At 61.5% G+C, this 17340-nt stretch carries 17 protein-coding genes; 10 read left to right on the top strand and 7 right to left on the bottom strand.

Features of this window, described 5'->3' with window-relative positions:
* Positions 1-57 precede the first annotated feature (57 nt).
* Positions 58-882, bottom strand: coding sequence for an SDR family oxidoreductase (locus X741_RS163605; protein WP_023776133.1), 825 nt, complete (start codon positions 880-882; stop codon positions 58-60).
* A 225-nt stretch (positions 883-1107) separates the two neighbouring features.
* On the opposite strand from X741_RS163605, the gene X741_RS163610 reads away from it, so the two are divergent.
* From X741_RS163610 to X741_RS163635, 6 genes are all read left to right on the top strand, one after another.
* The gene (locus tag X741_RS163610) at positions 1108-2142 is read left to right on the top strand and encodes a cysteine synthase A (RefSeq protein WP_023776132.1); all 1035 of its coding nucleotides are present in this window, start codon (positions 1108-1110) and stop codon (positions 2140-2142) included.
* Positions 2142-2885: an alanyl-tRNA editing protein gene (locus tag X741_RS163615; protein ID WP_023776131.1), complete on the top strand. Its 744-nt coding sequence runs from the start codon at positions 2142-2144 to the stop codon at positions 2883-2885. The genes X741_RS163610 and X741_RS163615 overlap by 1 nt, the downstream gene beginning before the upstream one ends.
* A gap of 41 nt (positions 2886-2926) precedes the next feature.
* Entirely contained in the window at positions 2927-3793 is an 867-nt protein-coding gene (sseA, locus tag X741_RS163620; RefSeq protein WP_023776130.1) for a 3-mercaptopyruvate sulfurtransferase, read from the top strand.
* A gap of 5 nt (positions 3794-3798) precedes the next feature.
* Positions 3799-4362, top strand: a complete 564-nt coding sequence (locus tag X741_RS163625; protein ID WP_023776129.1) for a GNAT family N-acetyltransferase — start codon at positions 3799-3801, stop codon at positions 4360-4362.
* Positions 4363-4460: 98 nt separating this feature from the next.
* Positions 4461-5015 carry an OmpA family protein gene (locus X741_RS163630; protein WP_023776128.1) on the top strand — a complete coding sequence of 185 codons (555 nt, stop codon included), beginning with the start codon at positions 4461-4463 and terminating at the stop codon, positions 5013-5015.
* Positions 5016-5197: 182 nt separating this feature from the next.
* On the top strand, positions 5198-5665 hold the full coding sequence (locus X741_RS163635; RefSeq protein WP_023776127.1) for a DUF1203 domain-containing protein: 468 nt from the start codon (positions 5198-5200) through the stop codon (positions 5663-5665).
* A 224-nt stretch (positions 5666-5889) separates the two neighbouring features.
* Here the strand turns inward: X741_RS163635 and X741_RS163640 are convergent, their stop codons facing one another.
* Both X741_RS163640 and ald read right to left on the bottom strand, forming a co-directional pair.
* Positions 5890-7200, bottom strand: coding sequence for an outer membrane beta-barrel protein (locus tag X741_RS163640; RefSeq protein ID WP_031249686.1), 1311 nt, complete (start codon positions 7198-7200; stop codon positions 5890-5892).
* A 213-nt stretch (positions 7201-7413) separates the two neighbouring features.
* Positions 7414-8529, bottom strand: a complete 1116-nt coding sequence (gene ald, locus X741_RS163645; RefSeq protein ID WP_023776125.1) for an alanine dehydrogenase — start codon at positions 8527-8529, stop codon at positions 7414-7416.
* Between the two features lie 158 nt (positions 8530-8687).
* On the opposite strand from ald, the gene X741_RS163650 reads away from it, so the two are divergent.
* Positions 8688-9161: an Lrp/AsnC family transcriptional regulator gene (locus X741_RS163650; protein ID WP_013895662.1), complete on the top strand. Its 474-nt coding sequence runs from the start codon at positions 8688-8690 to the stop codon at positions 9159-9161.
* 529 nt (positions 9162-9690) lie between these two features.
* Here the strand turns inward: X741_RS163650 and X741_RS163655 are convergent.
* Positions 9691-10341, bottom strand: a complete 651-nt coding sequence (locus X741_RS163655) for a 5-formyltetrahydrofolate cyclo-ligase (RefSeq protein WP_023776124.1) — start codon at positions 10339-10341, stop codon at positions 9691-9693.
* A 163-nt stretch (positions 10342-10504) separates the two neighbouring features.
* Between X741_RS163655 and X741_RS163660 the strand changes: the two genes are divergently transcribed.
* On the top strand, positions 10505-11770 hold the full coding sequence (locus X741_RS163660) for an NAD(P)/FAD-dependent oxidoreductase (RefSeq protein ID WP_023776123.1): 1266 nt from the start codon (positions 10505-10507) through the stop codon (positions 11768-11770).
* Between the two features lie 147 nt (positions 11771-11917).
* Positions 11918-13897 carry a bifunctional 2',3'-cyclic-nucleotide 2'-phosphodiesterase/3'-nucleotidase gene (locus X741_RS163665; protein ID WP_023776122.1) on the top strand — a complete coding sequence of 660 codons (1980 nt, stop codon included), beginning with the start codon at positions 11918-11920 and terminating at the stop codon, positions 13895-13897.
* 54 nt (positions 13898-13951) lie between these two features.
* Here the strand turns inward: X741_RS163665 and X741_RS0133835 are convergent, their stop codons facing one another.
* From X741_RS0133835 to X741_RS163675, 3 genes are all read right to left on the bottom strand, one after another.
* A complete protein-coding gene (locus tag X741_RS0133835; RefSeq protein WP_245272633.1) occupies positions 13952-14296 on the bottom strand; it encodes a hypothetical protein in 345 nt (114 codons plus the stop codon).
* A gap of 75 nt (positions 14297-14371) precedes the next feature.
* Positions 14372-15202 carry an NmrA family NAD(P)-binding protein gene (locus tag X741_RS163670; protein WP_023776120.1) on the bottom strand — a complete coding sequence of 277 codons (831 nt, stop codon included), beginning with the start codon at positions 15200-15202 and terminating at the stop codon, positions 14372-14374.
* 326 nt (positions 15203-15528) lie between these two features.
* The gene (locus X741_RS163675; RefSeq protein ID WP_031249682.1) at positions 15529-16785 is read right to left on the bottom strand and encodes a cyclopropane-fatty-acyl-phospholipid synthase family protein; all 1257 of its coding nucleotides are present in this window, start codon (positions 16783-16785) and stop codon (positions 15529-15531) included.
* A 308-nt stretch (positions 16786-17093) separates the two neighbouring features.
* Between X741_RS163675 and X741_RS1000000171390 the strand changes: the two genes are divergently transcribed.
* Positions 17094-17228 (top strand): hypothetical protein, encoded by a 135-nt coding sequence (locus X741_RS1000000171390; RefSeq protein ID WP_023768869.1) that lies wholly within the window; start codon positions 17094-17096, stop codon positions 17226-17228.
* The last annotated feature ends 112 nt before the right edge of the window (positions 17229-17340 follow it).

Below are 17340 nucleotides of genomic sequence, written 5' to 3'. Positions count from 1 at the left end.
GTGGCCGTGAACAGGCAACGACCGTTCAGGCAGCCAAATCATCAATCCTGTGGGCATCTATTCCTTGGGCGGCGGCTTGCGCTCGTAATGCAGCGGCCGTGCCTTCCAGCTGGTCGTCAGGCTGATCACCCACCGGGTTATCGGCCTCGGCAGCAGCGCGAGAAATTTCAGCGGCCAGCTCGTCCGGTACGGAAAGGTGACTTCGAAGCCACCGGATTTGATGCCCCGCATCATGCGGCGCGTGGCGCGGTTGACGGGCATCAGGCCCGGCATCGGCAGCATGTTCTTCTCGGTCAGCGGCGTGTCGACGAAGCCCGGATTGATGACCTGGACGCGAATGTTCATCTTGTCGAAATCATATTTCAGCGATTCGGCCAGGATGTTGATCGCCGCCTTGGTGCCGCCATAGGCGGCCGTGGTCGGCCAGCCGAAATAGGCGGTGACGGAGCCGACCAGCACGACATGGCCGCGCGCCCTGATCCGCATGTAGTCGAGCACCGGCACCAGCCCATTGATGATGCCGAAATAGTTGACCTCGAAGGAACGGCGAAAGTCGCGGACGACGAGCGCCTCTCCGGGCGTGGAGATGTAGTTTCCGGCATTGAAGATGGCGAGCACGATGGGGCCGAGTTCCTGCTCGATCGCGGCAACCGTTCTTGCCATGCGCGGCTCATCGGTGACATCGCAAGGAAAGGCCGTGACGCTGCCGGGCATCTGCGCGGTCTCGACGATGAGCGTGTCGATCGGATCGTCGTCGAGCGCCGTCACCGCCACGGCGTAGCCCTGGGACGCCAGATCCCTGGCCAGCGAACGGCCTATGCCGCTGCTGCCGCCGGTGACCCAGGCGACGCCGTGTTTCGGATCGGCCCGATAGAGTGTCATGCTGCGCCCTGTCGAGTTGTTGCCGTCTTGCTCTAGCGGCGAAGAAATCGAATGGAAAGAGTGCTTTTCGACGTCGGATGCAATTGAACTGTGCGATACCGATCCGGACTTGAGGGCATCCATGCACAACAGTGCTGGAAATGCGACTGGACCAGGCGAATTCTTGCCTTGAAACCGAGGCTTGGGGTTTCTAGGGTTTCGGCGCACGCACACAAGGAATCCTGAATGCCCCGTTCTGTGATCGACGCGATCGGCAACACGCCTCTGATCCGCCTCAACAAAGCCTCCGAGGAAACCGGATGCGAGATCCTGGGCAAGGCCGAATTCATGAATCCGGGGCAATCGGTCAAGGATCGTGCCGGCCTGTTCATCATCCGCGATGCCGAACAGCGTGGCTTGCTGAAGCCGGGCGGTGTCATCGTCGAAGGGACGGCCGGCAATACGGGCATCGGCCTGACGCTGGTCGCCAAGGCGCTGGGATACCGCACCGTCATCGTCATTCCCGACACCCAGAGCCAGGAAAAGAAGGATACGATCAGGCTGCTCGGCGCCGAGCTGATCGAGGTCCCGGCCGTGCCTTACAAGAACCCAAACAACTACGTGAAACTGTCGGGACGGCTGGCCGAGCAGATGGCCAGGACCGAGCCGAATGGCGCTATCTGGGCCAACCAGTTCGACAATGTAGCCAATCGCGACGGCCATATCCGCACCACAGCGCAGGAGATCTGGGCACAGACCGGCGGCAAGGTCGACGGTTTCGTCTCTGCGGTGGGTTCTGGCGGAACGCTGGCGGGTGTCGCGTCCGGGCTGAAGGCCAAAAACAAGGACGTGAAGATCGCGCTCGCCGATCCGCTGGGGGCTGCGCTCTACAGTTTCTATACCAGCGGCGAGCTGAAATCCGAGGGCAGTTCGATCACCGAAGGCATCGGGCAGGGGCGCATCACCGCCAATCTCGACGGGTTCACGCCGGACTTCTCGTTCCAGATCAAGGACAAGGAGGCGCTGCCGATCGTCTTCGACCTGATCCAGGAGGAAGGCCTGTGCGTCGGCGGCTCGACCGGCATCAACATTGCCGGCGCGATGCGGCTGGCTAGGGAGCTGGGACCCGGGCACACCATAGTGACCATTCTTTGCGACTTCGGCACGCGCTACCAGTCGAAACTGTTCAACCCGGAATTTTTGCGCGAGAAAAACCTGCCAATACCGGGCTGGATGGAGCTTCAGAGCAAGATTTCGGTGCCTTTCGAAAAGGTCGCATGATGGCGTACAGGACGGAAGCGCTGTTTCGCGACGACGCCTACCTGAAGACGGCGGATGCCACGGTGGTTGCCGTCAACGATCGTGGCGGCATCATTTTCGACCGCACCATTTTCTATGCCACCTCGGGCGGCCAGCTGGGAGACTCCGGTGCATTGGAGCGCGCCGACGGCAGCCGCATCGAAATTGCCGCCACCATCACCGGCGAGACCAAGGACGAGATCATTCATGTGCCGGCCCCTGCACAGGCGGCCTTGGCGGTCGGCGAGAAGGTGAAACTCGCCATCGACTGGGAGCGGCGGCATCTCCTGATGCGCATGCACGCGGCCTGCCATCTGCTGACCGTCGTCTGCCCGTTCCCGATCACGGGCGCTTCCGTTTCCGAGGACGACAGCCGTGTCGATTTCGACATTCCGGACGCCAGCTTCACCGGGGAAGAGGTGACCGCTGGCTTGATGGACCTGGTGCGCGCCGATCATCCGATCTTCACCAGGCTGATCAGCGACGAGGAACTGGCCGCCAATCCGGGCCTGGTGAAATCCAAGAACGTCAGGCCCCCGGTGGGCACCGGCAAGATCCGCCTGGTCTGCATCGGCGAAAACGCCTCCGTGGACAGCCAGCCCTGCGGCGGCACGCATGTGAAGAGCACCGGCGAAGTCGGCGAAATCCACATCGGCAAGATTGAGAAGAAGGGCCGTGAAAACCGGCGCTTCCGCATCCGCTTCGGCCCGATGCCGGCGAACTGAACAGACAAGCACCGCCAAAAAAGGGTGCGGCAGGAGAAAAAATGGCCGAAGACAGTCCTTTCACCGTTGATGCGGATTGGCTGCAGGGGCGTCTGGGCCAGCCGGGCCTGACGGTCATAGACGCGTCCTGGTATCTACCGGCGCAAAAACGCGACGCGCGTGCCGAATATGACGCGGCCCACATTCCCGGCGCTCGTTTCCTGGACCAGGATGCGGTTTCGGATCCCGACGCCGCCTTGCCGCATACATTGCCGTCGCCGCAGCATTTTGCGCAATATGTCGGTTCGATGGGGGTTTCGGCCGATGACACCATCGTCGTCTACGACGGTCCAGGTTTCTTCTCGGCACCCCGGGCTTGGTGGATGTTCCGCATCATGGGCGTCTTCCAGACCTATATTCTGGATGGCGGCTTCGACGGCTGGAAGGCCGCGGGCCGGCCGGTAACGGCCGAGCCGACGAAGATCGCGCCAAGCGTGTTCCATGCCGATTTCGACGCCGATCGCGTCGCCAGCCTCGCCGACATGCGCCGGATCGTCGAGACCGGCGCCAGCCAGGTTGCCGATGCCCGTGGACCCGGCCGCTTTACCGGCGCCGAACCCGAGCCCCGTGTGGGTATCCGCTCCGGCCACATGCCGGGCGCGCGCAACGTGCCGTACTCCGCCCTGTCGGAAAAGGGCGTGCTGTTGTCGAAGGATCGTTTGCGCCAGGTGATCGAGCAGGCCGGCATTGACCTGTCGAAGCCCGTCGTCACATCTTGCGGCTCCGGTGTCACCGCCGCGGTGGTCACCCTGGCGCTGGAGACGCTTGGCCACACCGACAACAGGCTTTATGACGGCTCATGGACCGAGTGGGGTGGGCTCTCCGACACGCCTGTCGTGACCGGCCCCGCGAAGGCTGGCAAGGAATGAACGCGATGGAAAACGGCGTGCTGCAGGACATCGAAGTCACGGTGACTTTCCTCGAAATGCACGCGCCTCCCGCCGCCTCGCCGTCGGTGCCCTACAACCGCCAGGTCGCGCTGCTGAAGACCAAGGATATCCCCTTGCATTTTTACCGCTACCTGATGGACCGGGTGGGGCGCAAATGGCATTGGGTGAACGTTCTCAGGCTGAACGACGACGAACTCTCGGCCGGAATCCACCGCGAGGATCGCGACATCAGGGTGCTCTATCTCGACGGTGCGCCGGCAGGCTTCTTCGATCTCAAGCTGCATTTGCCCGAGGAAGTCGAGCTCGCCTATTTCGGCATGATGGAACATGCGACCGGACTAGGCATCGGCCGCTGGTTCCTGGGTGCCGCGATCTCTGCTGCGTGGTCTTACGGGCCAAAGCGGATAGTCGTGCAGACCTGCACGCTCGATCATCCGGCGGCCCTGCCGCTCTACCAGAAGCTTGGTTTCACGCCGGTCGCGCAGAAAAAGGAAACCGTGCACCCGCTGCCTTTCGCCGAGCGCTCGGCAAGCGTCATGCGGCCATGACACGAGCCGGAACCTGAACCTTTCGTTCATCGCCGATTCAGCCTGCCTTTGGCATTGTGCCCGCATCGCCAATGCGGCCGAGGCCGAAGGAGAAACATTTGCTGACCCGCCGTACACTCGCCGCCGCGCTGATCGCAGCGATTGCCATGCCGAGCCTTGCCGCCGGGCAAGCGACAACACCTTCGGCCGCGACAATCGAACGGAAGCTGGAGGCGGCACCCCGCATGAAGCTGCGGCCGAACGAGCGCGTCACCATCCGCGAATTCAAGCGCCGGCCGGATCTGCGCCGCATGGCGCGCTCGATCGATATCCAGTCGATCAATTTCGCCTTCGGCTCGGCGGCCATTTCCAGTTCGCAATATGACAAGATCGAGACCCTCGCCGATGCGCTGAAGCGCATCCTACGCCGCGACCGCGGTGCCCGCGTGCTGATCGAGGGGCATACCGACGCCGTCGGCTCCTTTCAGTCGAACCAGGTTCTGTCCGAACAGCGCGCTGCCTCGCTGAAACGCACGCTGCTGCGCGAATTCGGCGTACCCGGTCATGCGGAGACTGTCGGTTACGGCGAGGAGTTCTTGCTGGTGCCGACGCAGAGTGAAAACTGGCAAAACCGCAGGGTGACGCTGCGCCGCTTTGACGATTTCATCCGGTGATTGGGTCCGGTTTGCTCTTTGGCTGGCTGCGTTACCAATTGGCTCGGCGATGCCGGCTAACTTTCGCAGCTTGCGGGGACTGATCGCTCGCATTGGATCGGTCCTTCGATCTTTGCATGAAACGGGTGGGAACCACTGGCCCGAGCCGCTAATTTCCGGTCGAGAACACCGGAGATTTCACCATGGCCATCCAGTTCCAAGCTCTGCCGACCGAAGACGTCAGATCCCTGCAGCGCGGCGGACCCGATGCCTACGGCCACACGCCCGAGCGGCGGATTTCCGACGGCGACGGCATGCCTTGCCGGCATTGCCTGAAGAACATCGCAGCCGGCGATACCTATCTCGTCCTGGCCTATCGGCCATTCCCGAACCTTCAACCCTATGCCGAAACGGGGCCGATCTTCCTGCATGCCGACGAATGCGAGCGCGCCGGCGAGGCGGGAACGCTTCCCGAGATTCTCGGGAGCCCGGACTATATCGTGCGTGGCTATGGCAGGGACGACCGCATCGTCTACGGCAGCGGCGGCGTTATCGCGACCGACGCGATCGCCGCACGGGCCGAGACCTTGTTCGAGCGCGACGACATTGCCTACGTGCATGTCCGCTCGGCACGCAACAATTGCTATCAGTGCCGCATCGAGCGGGCCTGAGAGGTTCCGGCAGGAAATCCTGTCGTACTCCCGTCGTACAGTTAAGCTATAAAGCGATTGTCGATCGATTGGCCGACCGCGGATGAACCGGCGGCAATCTCGATATCGAGGAAGCGGGGCTTTGGCTCCGCTTTTTTGTTGCCCGCGCTTTTCCTAGTCTACCGCACAAAAAAAAGCCCGCCGGCCAGGCCGACGGGCTTCGACTGTTTGCCTGGAGGGGCTTCTTAGTTGAACTTGTACTTCGCGCCGAGACGCACGGTATGGAAGGAAGGAGTCGTCGTCACCAACCCATCGGGTGCTCCTGATCCCAACAAGAACGACAGGTCCTTCTCGGCGAATTGCGAATAGCGGTATTCCAAACCGATTGTCATGTTGCTCGATACAGCCGTTTCCAGACCGGCACCCACCGAGAAACCGCTCGAACCCCAGTCAGCAATGTCGCCGACCGGGTCGGAAGCATTCAGGTCGAAATGCTGCCAGCTGTAGCCAGCCAATGCGTAGGCGAGCGTCGATTCGTTCATCTTCATGCCGACACGGCCAAGCACATCGAAGCCGTAGTCGGTATCGACATTGATCGATCCGACGCCGAGATCCAGCTTCGACGTCATGCCGGAGTAGCGAGCATCGACCATGACGCCTGCGACCCAGCTGCCGAAGTCCTGGTCGTAACCAACGTTCAATTCGCCAAACGCACCTTCACCGCCGAGGCCATTGAACTTGGCGCCGCCCAGGGGTGGGATTTCGATCTGGTGCACGGATGCACCCGCGCCCAACCCGCCACCGATATAGAAACCGGTCCAATTATACGCAGGGGTTTCAAAGGCAGCACCACCGCCATTTTGGGCGCCAAAACGGTAGTTGGCTGCAATCTGGAACGTATGCCGCGACGTATCGAGGTTGAGAAGGCCATCCGGCGCGCCGATAAGGCCCGCTTCTGAAAGGAGATCCCCCTTGGTGCCGAAGCGCGTATAGCGGTACTCGGTCTTGATCGTCCAGTTGCTGTTGATGGCCGTTTCAATGCCGCCGCCGACAAAGTAGCCGCTCTGGTCCCAGTCGAACCCAAAGCCGGCATTCGAATCGAGCTTGTACTTCTGCCAGGAATAGCCACCGAGCACGTAGCCCAGTGTATTCGGGGTAAACAGATAGCCTACGCGCAGGCCAGCATCGAAACCGTATGTCTCCTGGATCGAGGCGTCGAAACCGGCGGCATCGATCTTGGTTTTGATATCGCCCACGTGGACGTCCAGCAGTCCACCAAGCAGGAAGCGGGGCGAAACTATGTAGTCATAGCCAGCGGTAAGTTCGCCGTAAACGCCTTCGCCGCCGATGCCATTCAGCGAGATCGGAATAAAGTCGCTGCCAAGTTTGTGAACGTTGGCGCCGGCGCCAACACCGAAGCCAACATACAGCCCACTCCAGTTGAAACCGGACGCTTCGACCGGCTGAACCACATCAGCCGCATGCGCGGCCGACATCAAAGCCAATACGGAAACAGCACCAAGAAAAATAGATTTCGCAGAAACGCGAACAGTCATTGCCCAAACCCCTAATCAATAAGCCCGCAATCTTCCTAGCAGGGAGTCGCTCGCATGAGGAATGACAAATATGCAACAGTTGTAGGCAAACTCACACTTGCAACTGACCCCGATCTGCCCAGTAATCAAGTTTAGCGGTCTGGATCGACCAATAAAAAGCCCGCCGGAGGGAACCGGCGGGCAACAATAGCAAGTTGACTTTTTCTGGGTGTATCAGGCGGCCAGAACGGCTTTCGGCTCGACCAGCTCGTAGCCGAGTGCCTCCGCGACCGCGCGGTTGGTGATCTTGCCCTTGTGGACATTGAGGCCGTTGCGCAGGTGATGGTCGTCGATGACAGCCTTCAGGCCCTTGTCTGCAAGCTGCAGGCCGTAGTGGAGCGTCGCGTTGTTGAGCGCATGGGCCGAGGTGACCGGCACCGCGCCCGGCATGTTGGCGACGCAATAGTGGATGACGCCGTCGACTTCATATGTGGGCTCGGCGTGGGTCGTCGCATGCGAGGTCTCGAAGCAGCCGCCCTGGTCGATGGCGACGTCGACCAGCACCGAGCCCTTCTTCATGCCCGACAGCATCTCGCGGGTGACGAGCTTCGGCGCGGCGGCACCGGGGATCAGCACGGCGCCGACGACGATGTCGGCCGAGAAGCATTCCTCCTCGAGCGCCTCGACCGTCGAGTAGCGGGTATGGACGCGGCCGGTAAAAAGATCGTCGAGCTGGCGCAGGCGAGGGATCGAGCGGTCGATGATGGTGACATCGGCGCCAAGGCCAACCGCCATGCGAGCGGCATGCAGGCCGACGACGCCGCCGCCGAGCACGGTGACCTTGCCGGGCAGCACGCCGGGCACGCCGCCGAGCAGCACGCCGCGGCCGCCATTGGCCTTCTGCAGCGCCGTCGCGCCGGCCTGGATCGACAGGCGGCCGGCGACTTCCGACATCGGCGCCAGCAGCGGCAGGCCGCCACGGTCGTCGGTCACGGTTTCGTAGGCGATCGCCGTCACGCCCGAAGCGAGCAGGCCCTTGGTCTGCTCCGGGTCTGGAGCCAGGTGAAGATAGGTGTACAGGATCTGGCCGTCGCGCAGCTGCACCCACTCATTTGGCTGCGGCTCCTTGACCTTGACGATCATGTCCGACTTGGCGAACACGTCGGCGGCGTTCTTGGCGATGGTGGCGCCGGCGGCGCGGTAGGCGTTGTCGTCGGCGCCGATGCCGGCACCGGCGCCGGTCTCGACCAGCACTTCATGGCCATGGGCGACATATTCGCGAACCGCTCCGGGCGTGAGGCCGACGCGGTATTCGTGGTTCTTGATTTCCTTGGGGCAGCCGACGCGCATTTTTCTTCTCCTGATCCGGCCCCTTAGGGGCTCACTCCCTGTATGGACAGAGTGAACCATGAATCGGCCTGCAGGTGTTTGCGAATGCGCTTGCGTGAACCGGCATGTTTCGATAATCGTTGCGCAAAACAGCCGGATATTCGAAGGATTCACGAAAAATGCCGCTCGACAGGATTGATATCGCCATTCTCGAGAGTTTGCAGAAGGATGGCCGGATACCCAACGCGGCGCTTGCCGAAAAGGTTGGCCTGTCGCAATCCGCCTGTTCGCGCCGGCTTGATAATCTGGAGAAGTCCGGAACCATTCGCGGCTATCACGCCCGGCTTTCCAATGCAGCGCTCGGCCATCAGATGACGGCGATCGTGCATATATCGCTGTCAGGGCAGTTCGAGAAGACGCTGTCGGATTTCGAGGCGGCGATCAAGCGTTGCCCCAACGTGCTGTCCTGCCACCTGATGTCGGGCGAATATGACTACATCCTGCGCATCGCGGCGAAGGACCTCGTCGACTATGAGCGCATCCACAAGGAATGGCTGTCGGCCATGCCGCATGTGACCAAGATCAACTCGTCATTCGCCTTGCGTGAGATCGTCGATCGTACGGCCATGGGCATGAAGCCGGAAATGGCCTAGCGCCAAAGGCATACCCGGACGTCCTTGCCGACATAGCATGCGCCTTCGCGGCGAAGGTCTCCCCAATCTCCGGGTTCACCGTGCGTTGCGCGAATGTCCGAGTTCCCATAGCCTTCCCAAAGATCACCGTCCTTGTATACGACGGCCCAGTAATCCTTGGACATTTCACCGGTCCCGCTGTTCGTATCGGGATAGTCGATACCTGCAAAAACTTGCCTGGGCCCCTGGATATTAAAACCGCCGCCCCTCTCGATTTGATAGGAGCATCTTCCGGATATGCGTGTCTGACCGTTAACAGCAAGCAGGCAGCGGCCCCATTTATAACCGCTCGGCAAACGATGCCGTGGTTGCGCATGCAAGGGCGAAACGGAAAACGCTATTGCAACGGCAGCCGCTACAGTTCGTCCGATCATCGTGTCACCGTCGTCAACCGGTCTCATTTCCCAAACAGGTTTTTACNGGCAGCCGCTACAGTTCGTCCGATCATCGTGTCACCGTCGTCAACCGGTCTCATTTCCCAAACAGGTTTTTACACCTCCGTCACGATCCGATCCATCGGGATGTCGTGCGGCTGCGGATAGATGGTGGCGATGCGCTGCAGTTCGTAGCCGACGCCGATCACCAGCGGTTTGAACGGCATGGCGGCCAGCGTGCGGTCGAAGAAGCCGCCGCCATAGCCTAGGCGATAGTTTGCCGGATCGATGCCGACGATCGGTGAGATGACGATGTCGGGCAGCACCGGATCGCCCTCGGCCGGAATCGGGATGTTCCAGACGCCCTTTTCCAGCCGGTCGCCCGGTTTGTAGGCGCGGAAGATCAGCGGCTGTCCTTTCTCGATGACGATAGGCAGCGCGGTGCGGCCGCCACGCTCATTGACGGACGCCACCCATGGCCGCAAGTCCGGTTCGCCGCGAAACGGCCAGTAGAGGCTGACCATGCGCCCGGTGATGTCGCCGATGATCGCGTCGAGCCCATCCGCAATGCGTTGCGACATGGCCGTTCGCGCGTCGGCCGAAACCGCGAGCCGGGCGGTGATCAGCCGTTCGCGCTCGGCCTTGCGCCAGCGCCTCACATCGGTCCAGTCGGATAGCGGCACGCGGAACTCCGGGTCGAGTTCGCGCATGAAGCAAGGCGGCGAGGAATACTGCGCCGGACCCGGGTCGTCATGATCGTTGGCCATGCTTTACCTCATAGGCGTGTTCGATGACGCTATACCTCGCGACACGATACAACATGTGCATTCACGACATGGAACGACGAGTCCCGGGCACTGTCCTTCTGTTGCTGCATTGCACAAAAATACCTACATCTGGGCTAGTAATCTAGCTGTCAGGGTGAACGAAATGAGCCAAGCCAGCCATCATGTCGTCGTTGTCGGCGCGGGTTTCGGCGGCCTCGAATTCACCCGTGCGCTCGCCGGCGCCCCGGTGCGCATCACCATGATCGACAAGCGCAACCATCATCTGTTCCAGCCGCTGCTCTACCAGGTGGCGACGACGGCACTGGCGACCTCCGAGGTTGCCTGGCCGATCCGCCATCTCCTGCGCAAGCGCAAGGACGTGACGACGCTGCTCGCCAATGTCACTGGTGTCGACCGCGCCGGCAAGCGCGTGCTGCTCGATGACGGCAGCGCCGTCGCCTACGATACGCTGGTGCTCGCCACCGGCGCCCGCCACGCCTATTTCGGTCACGATGAATGGGAGCCGTTCGCTCCAGGCCTGAAGACGCTGGAGGACGCCACCACCATTCGGCGGCGCATTCTCCTGGCCTTCGAACAGGCCGAGCGGGAGACCGATCCCGCCAAACGCCAGGCGCTGCTGACCATCGCGATCGTTGGCGGTGGGCCGACCGGCGTGGAGCTGGCCGGTACCATCGTCGAACTGGCGCACGACACGCTGCGGGGCGAGTTCCGCAACATCGACACGCGGCAAACGCGCGTGGTGCTGATCGAGGCCGGTGACCGCATCCTGGCCAATTTCGCGCCAAAACTCTCCGATTACGCCAGCAAGGCGCTCGAACGGCTTGGCGTGACCGTCGAGCTTGGCCGGGCCGTGACGCGCTGCGACGCCGAAGGTGTTGTGTTTGGCGACAAGCAGCTGGCGGCCCGAACGATCCTGTGGGCAGCCGGCGTTGCCGCTTCGCCAGCCGCCGAATGGCTGGGAGCGAAGGCGGACCGCGCGGGCAGGGTGCTCGTCGAGCCTGACCTCAGCGTGCCCGACGGCCCCGAGATTTTCGTCATCGGCGACGCCGCGCTTGTGCTGCGGCCCGATGGACGGCCGGTACCCGGCGTGGCGCCTTCCGCCAAGCAGGAGGGCCGACATGTTGCGGCCACCGTCAAGGCCAGGCTCGGTGGTGACACGGCAGCGCGTCCTTTCCACTACAAGCATGCCGGCGATCTGGCGACGATCGGCAAACGCGCCGCCGCGATCGATTTCGGCTGGGTCAAGCTCACGGGCTGGCTTGCCTGGTGGGTGTGGGGAATTGCGCACATCTATTTTTTGATCGGTTTCCGCAACCGGCTTGCGGTTTCCCTGAGCTGGCTATGGATCTACGCCACAGGCCAGCGCAGCGCCCGGCTGATCACCCAGGGCGACGACGACAAGACCTGATTTTCTTCACTGCTCCCTTCATCCGCGCGTCATCTGTTGCTGATTGGCTGGCGCTCCAATGCGCGCGACTTCTTGAATGGACTTGAGCCGATTTCAGCGCGAAGTTCGCTTCGGGGCAGGGCTTGTTAGGTCGAACTAGGAGAAAACATGTCGCAGCTGCTCCATCCCGTCTCTCGTCGTGGTCTCCTCGCGGGCGCCGCCGCCACGGGGGCGCTGATCATGCTCCATCCCTTCTCCGCCCGCGCTCAAGCCAACCAGGCGCATCTTCGGATCATGGAAACCACCGACATCCATGTGAACGTGCTGCCTTATGATTACTACGCCGACAAAGCCAACGACACGATGGGCCTGTCGCGCACAGCATCGCTGATCGACGCGGTGCGCAAGGAAGCCGTCAACTCGATGCTGATCGACAATGGCGACCTGCTGCAGGGCAACCCGATGGGCGACTACATCGCCTATGAGAAGGGCCTGAAGGATGGCGATCTGCATCCGATCATGAAGGGCATGAACCTGCTCGGCTATGAGTGCTCGACGCTCGGCAACCACGAGTTCAACTATGGCCTGTCGTTCCTGGACAAGGTGCTGGCCAGGGCCAATTTTCCCTTCGTCTGTGCAAACCTGATCCGGGGCACCCAACTTGCCGCGAACCCACGCGACGACAAGCTCTACCTCAAGCCCTATGTGATCCTCGACAGGAAGATCAAGGACGGTTCGGGCGCCGAGCAGCCGATCAGGATCGGCATCATCGGTTTCGTGCCGCCGCAGATCATGGTCTGGGATCTCAAGAATCTCGAAGGCAACGTCAAGACGCGCGACATCGTCGAGACGGCCAGGGCCTGGGTGCCGCAGATGAAGGAGGAAGGCGCCGACATCGTCATCGCGCTCTCGCATTCCGGCATCGATGTGCAGCACGGCGACATGATGGAGAACGCCTCGTTCTTCGTCGCCGGCGTCGACGGCATCGACGCGGTGTTCACCGGCCACCAGCACCTGGTGTTCCCCGGCAAGAAGGATTTCCAGTCGCTCGAAGGCGTCGACACGCAAAAAGGCACGCTGCAGGGCAAACCCGCCGTCATGGGCGGTTTCTGGGGCTCGCATATGGGGTTGATCGACCTGATGCTGGAGCGCGACGGATCGAAATGGAAGGTTGTTTCGGCGACATCCGAAGCGCGGCCGATCTTCGAGCGCGTCGACAACAAGAACAAGCCGACTGTTTCCGACGACAAGCGCGTCATCGCCGCACTCGAACAGGACCATCAGGCGACCCTGGCCTATGTGCGCCGTCCCGTCGGCAAGACGTCCGCGCCGCTCTATTCCTATTTCGCGCTGGTCGCCGACGATCCGTCGGTGCAGGTCGTCAGCCAGGCGCAGACCTGGTACCTCAGGGACATTCTCAAGAGCACGCAGTGGAAGGATGTGCCGCTGCTGTCGGCCGCCGCACCCTTCAAGGCCGGCGGGCGCAACGGCGCCGACTACTATACCGACGTGCCGGCCGGCGATATCGCCATCAAGAACGTCGCCGACCTCTATCTCTATCCCAACACCGTGCGGGCTGTCGAAATCACTGGCGCCGAGGTCAAGGAATGGCTGGAAATGTCGGCCGGCATCTTCAACCGGATCGAGCCGGGCAAGGCCGACCAGGCGCTCATCAACACCGACTTCCCGTCCTACAATTTCGATGTCATCGACGACGTCACCTACAAGATCGACCTGTCGCAGCCGCCGAAATACGACGCCAAGGGCGGCGTCGCGAATGCCGGCGCCAATCGCATCGCCGACTTGATGTTCGATGGAAAACTAATTGATCCCAATCAGAAATTCGTCGTCGCCACCAATAATTACCGCGCCGGCGGCGGCGGCAATTTTCCCGACATCAATGCCTCGAAGATCATCTACGAGGCGCCGGACACCAATCGCGACGTCATCGTCCGCTATATCGTGAGCGAGGGCACGATCAACCCGTCGGCCGACGGCAACTGGTCTTTCGCGCCGCTGCCCGGAACCAGCGTCGTCTTCGAGACCGGCGTCAAGGCCAAGGATTTCATCGCCGATGTGAAATCGCTGAAGATCGAACCGGCTGGCGAGGGCGAAGCCGGATTTGCCAGATATCGCATCCTGCTCTGATACGGCCATTTGAGGCGTTCCAGGCCACGCCGCCATGTGCGGCGTGGAGCCATCTCACGGCCGCGTCCCGAAGCGCGCCTTGATCACGGGCATGACGAGATCCAGCGCATCCGTCGAAATGCCGCCGGAATAGCCGTCCGGCAACTGGTCGATGAGCTGTGGGTCGTCCAGTCCTTCCGAAAAGCCGCCGCCCGAATAAGGGCCGAGCAGGTGGATCTGTGTATCGACAGCCTGCATGCGGTCGAGAAACCGGTTGGGCCAACCCCACATCCATTTCGCGATATTGATCGGGATGAGCAATGTCCCCTGGCGGCAAGCATCCGGGACATAACCGCTCCAGCCCAATGCGGCGTATCGTGCGATGCACTGCGTGAGCGACGCGCGGCTCAGTGTATGCATGTCCGGCAGCGCCGCCTTGATCGCGGCAATCGGCTTGTCGCCGCCATAGCCTGTCCGGGGCCTCGCGTCAGGCGGCTATCGAGTACCCGCAGCGAGTTCTTCGAAAAAGACCTTTAGCGAACGCGGTTCATGCCCGAGTATCGCGCGTAGAGTCAGCGGATTACCGAGCAGGTTGTAGTGGTCGTAATGCTCGAACATGGTCCTTTGACCTGGACCAACTTCGCCGAGCACACCTGGATCGCGGCGCTCCCTGATCTCCCGCCCTAGCACCTCACCCAACAGAGTGACCACATCGTGACGATTGTGCCACCCGGGCGCGCACAGCTCGAATGTGCCGTAAAGCAGACGATCCTCGGTTAGGGCAATAGCGGCGACCTCCGCGATATCACGATAGTCTACAAGAGAGAATCGGGTCTCGGCCGACCAGGGCTCGGCCAGCACGCCGGTTTCGATGACCTTCGGCCAGAATGCCTCATAATTCTGATAAAAGCGGGATGGGTGAAGGAAGGTGTATTCCAGCTTCGAAGTCAGAATCGCTTCCTCGACCGGGGCTTTCGCTATGTGGTTGCCCAGCCCGGAAAGTACGGGGTGGATGACAGACGAGAATACAAGCCGACGGACACCTGCGCGGATCGCGGCGTTGACCAAGCCTTTGCCGACTTCGGCTTCATCGGCCATGAACGCAGGCGCGATGTAAAACACAGCTTCGATATCTTTCAGAGCTGCGTCCAAGCTCGCCCGGTTCCGAAGGTCGCCGACAACCGTTTCCGCGGCACCATGCTCTCGTACTTGAGCAATTTCTTCCGGCTTTCGCACAAGGCCGCGCACACGGGCGTTACGCTGGGCGAGAGCCGGGATGACATTGCCGGCAAATCGGCCGGCAGCGCCAACAGCAAGAATCGTCATCGTTATCTCCTGTGTTTTTTCTCGTCTCCTGAGGTTTCGCGTCCTTGGTCCAAGCTCACCTGCTCCAATAGATTGTTGTGCGCCCCAAGCCGTCAAGGCGATGACCGCTGCTGCAGCAGATCGAGCACGGTGGATCGAGAGCTTAGTGTGGTCGCAAGTGACCTATCGCAGCAGTTTTTGCAGGCCTCGGATGGGCGCGGCGACTTTTGGAGCCCGGCGACGGAAGTTTCAAAGCGCTTCGCCGGAAAAAGCGCATGGCGCTTTTCCTTGGGAATTCCGTAAAAACAAAGAGATAGGTCTCCGTTTCCGTGAAACGGTGAAATGCTCTAAGCCTTGTAGACCACCTGGCGCACGTCGATGTAGCTGGCACGAAAGCCGGCTTCGCAATAATGCAGGTAGAACTCCCACAGTTTCTTGAAGCGATCGTCGAAGCCGAGCGGCACGATCTTCTCCCACGATACCCAGAAGCGCTGCCGCCATTCGGCGAGCGTGCGCGCATAGTCATCGGGAAACACGCGCTCGCGCAGATGCGCAAGGCCATGATCCTTGCCGAGCGCTTTCAGGATCGACGGCGTCGGCAGCATGCCGCCCGGGAACACATAGCGCTGTATGAAATCCGGCCTGGCACGATAGGTGTCATAGGCGGATTCGTTGATGGTGATGATCTGCAGGCCCGCGGTACCGCCGGGCTTCAGGCAGGCCTTCATCTTGCCGAAGAACACCGGCCAATATTTCTCGCCGACCGCCTCGAACATCTCGATGGACGCGATGCGGTCGTAAGTGCCTGTTTCGTCGCGGTAATCCTGCAATTTGATGTCGACCTTGTCGGCAAGTCCAGCCTTGGCGATGCGCGCCTTGGCGAAGTCGTGCTGCTCACGGCTGATAGTCAGCCCGGTAACCCGGCAACCGATCTCGCGCGCGGCGAATTCGGCAAAGCCGCCCCAGCCGCAGCCGATCTCCAGCACGTGATCCTTGCGGCCGATACCGATATCCTTGGCCAGCGCCCGATATTTGGCGGCCTGCGCGCTCTCCAAATCATTGGCGCCGTTGGCATAGAGCCCCGAGGAATAGGTCATGCTCGGGTCGAGCCACTCCTTGTAGAAGGCGTTGCCGAGGTCGTAATGCGCCGAGATATTGCGTTTTGAACCGGTGCGTGTGTTCTCGTTGAACCAGTGGCGGATGCGCTGGACCGTATTGATCAGCCAGCTCGCGCCGCCGGCGACCTTCTCGCCAAGGGCCGAGTTGACCACGAACAGTTCGAGGAAACTGGTCACATCAGGGCTTTCCCAGTCGCCGTCCATATAGGATTCGGCAACGCCGATCGTGCCGCCGGAAAAGGCGCGGCCCGGCAGGCGCCAGTTCTTGAGCACCAGTTCGGCATCGGGACCTGGTCCTTTGCCGCCGACCAGGACGGAGCGCCCATCCGGCATCCTGACCTTCAGCGAACCGCGCGGCAGGTTCATCGCCGCCGACAGCACCAGGCGCGCCTTGGCCGGCAGGCCCTTGACGATCTCGGCGAAATTGAACTCGTCGAGCCTGACCGCTTCGGCAGGCATCGTGCCAGACTGTTCCTTGTGACCCATGTCCCGCCCCTGGACTTCCGCGATGCCGGCTGACAATTGCCGGTTCCGTTTCTTGCGGTTCATCGCCGGGTTCGGACGCCGTCGCCTGATCCGGGATCGGCTACGTACAGATCCGAACAAAAGCGTGCGCGCTCGACCAGAGCTTCGGCGCTTCCCAGTGAATCCCTGCGACAATCTTCCACGTCATCGCTGGGAACTTCAAGAGGCAAGCCGCGAGCTGGGCTGTGCCACGTGCGCACTCGTCTGGTGAATGTCGAACATATCAAAACGCCTATGGTCCACACCGTGCTTGTGCGATAGCTTTAGCCATGCGTTATGTAATCGTCATTGCCGCCATCGCATTCTTCCTGATCTGGGACGGCCTGTATAATCAGGGCCATTACCTCGACCTCTCGGTCAGGGAGCTCAATCATGCCGTCCGCTATGTCACCGGCAAAGCCTGATACCTTCCAGAGGCAGTAGCCCGCGCTTGTGCGCGGTGTGCGGCGGCCGAGGCGCGTCGCATGGACGCGTGGCGCCGTGAACGGTTGACGCGAAGAGACCGCCGTCACAAAA

The organism is Mesorhizobium sp. LNHC221B00 (assembly GCF_000502935.1).
Lineage (GTDB): Bacteria > Pseudomonadota > Alphaproteobacteria > Rhizobiales > Rhizobiaceae > Mesorhizobium > Mesorhizobium opportunistum.
Note: the sequence above shows the minus strand (reverse complement) of the source record. Positions and strands in the feature narration are given on the sequence as shown.

Excerpts from the sequence above, each read along its gene's own strand:
- X741_RS163625 (WP_023776129.1), top strand. The coding sequence starts at position 3,799 with ATGGAAAACGGCGTGCTGCAGGACATCGAAGTCACGGTGACTTTCCTC.
- X741_RS0133835 (WP_245272633.1), bottom strand. The coding sequence starts at position 14,296 with ATGCATACACTGAGCCGCGCGTCGCTCACGCAGTGCATCGCACGATAC.
- X741_RS163640 (WP_031249686.1), bottom strand. The coding sequence starts at position 7,200 with ATGACTGTTCGCGTTTCTGCGAAATCTATTTTTCTTGGTGCTGTTTCC.
- sseA (WP_023776130.1), top strand. The coding sequence starts at position 2,927 with ATGGCCGAAGACAGTCCTTTCACCGTTGATGCGGATTGGCTGCAGGGG.
- ald (WP_023776125.1), bottom strand. The coding sequence starts at position 8,529 with ATGCGCGTCGGCTGCCCCAAGGAAATCAAGAACCACGAATACCGCGTC.
- X741_RS163675 (WP_031249682.1), bottom strand. The coding sequence starts at position 16,785 with ATGGGTCACAAGGAACAGTCTGGCACGATGCCTGCCGAAGCGGTCAGG.
- X741_RS163635 (WP_023776127.1), top strand. The coding sequence starts at position 5,198 with ATGGCCATCCAGTTCCAAGCTCTGCCGACCGAAGACGTCAGATCCCTG.
- X741_RS163615 (WP_023776131.1), top strand. The coding sequence starts at position 2,142 with ATGGCGTACAGGACGGAAGCGCTGTTTCGCGACGACGCCTACCTGAAG.
- X741_RS163650 (WP_013895662.1), top strand. The coding sequence starts at position 8,688 with ATGCCGCTCGACAGGATTGATATCGCCATTCTCGAGAGTTTGCAGAAG.
- X741_RS163610 (WP_023776132.1), top strand. The coding sequence starts at position 1,108 with ATGCCCCGTTCTGTGATCGACGCGATCGGCAACACGCCTCTGATCCGC.
- X741_RS163660 (WP_023776123.1), top strand. The coding sequence starts at position 10,505 with ATGAGCCAAGCCAGCCATCATGTCGTCGTTGTCGGCGCGGGTTTCGGC.
- X741_RS1000000171390 (WP_023768869.1), top strand. The coding sequence starts at position 17,094 with ATGCGTTATGTAATCGTCATTGCCGCCATCGCATTCTTCCTGATCTGG.
- X741_RS163670 (WP_023776120.1), bottom strand. The coding sequence starts at position 15,202 with ATGACGATTCTTGCTGTTGGCGCTGCCGGCCGATTTGCCGGCAATGTC.
- X741_RS163605 (WP_023776133.1), bottom strand. The coding sequence starts at position 882 with ATGACACTCTATCGGGCCGATCCGAAACACGGCGTCGCCTGGGTCACC.
- X741_RS163655 (WP_023776124.1), bottom strand. The coding sequence starts at position 10,341 with ATGGCCAACGATCATGACGACCCGGGTCCGGCGCAGTATTCCTCGCCG.
- X741_RS163665 (WP_023776122.1), top strand. The coding sequence starts at position 11,918 with ATGTCGCAGCTGCTCCATCCCGTCTCTCGTCGTGGTCTCCTCGCGGGC.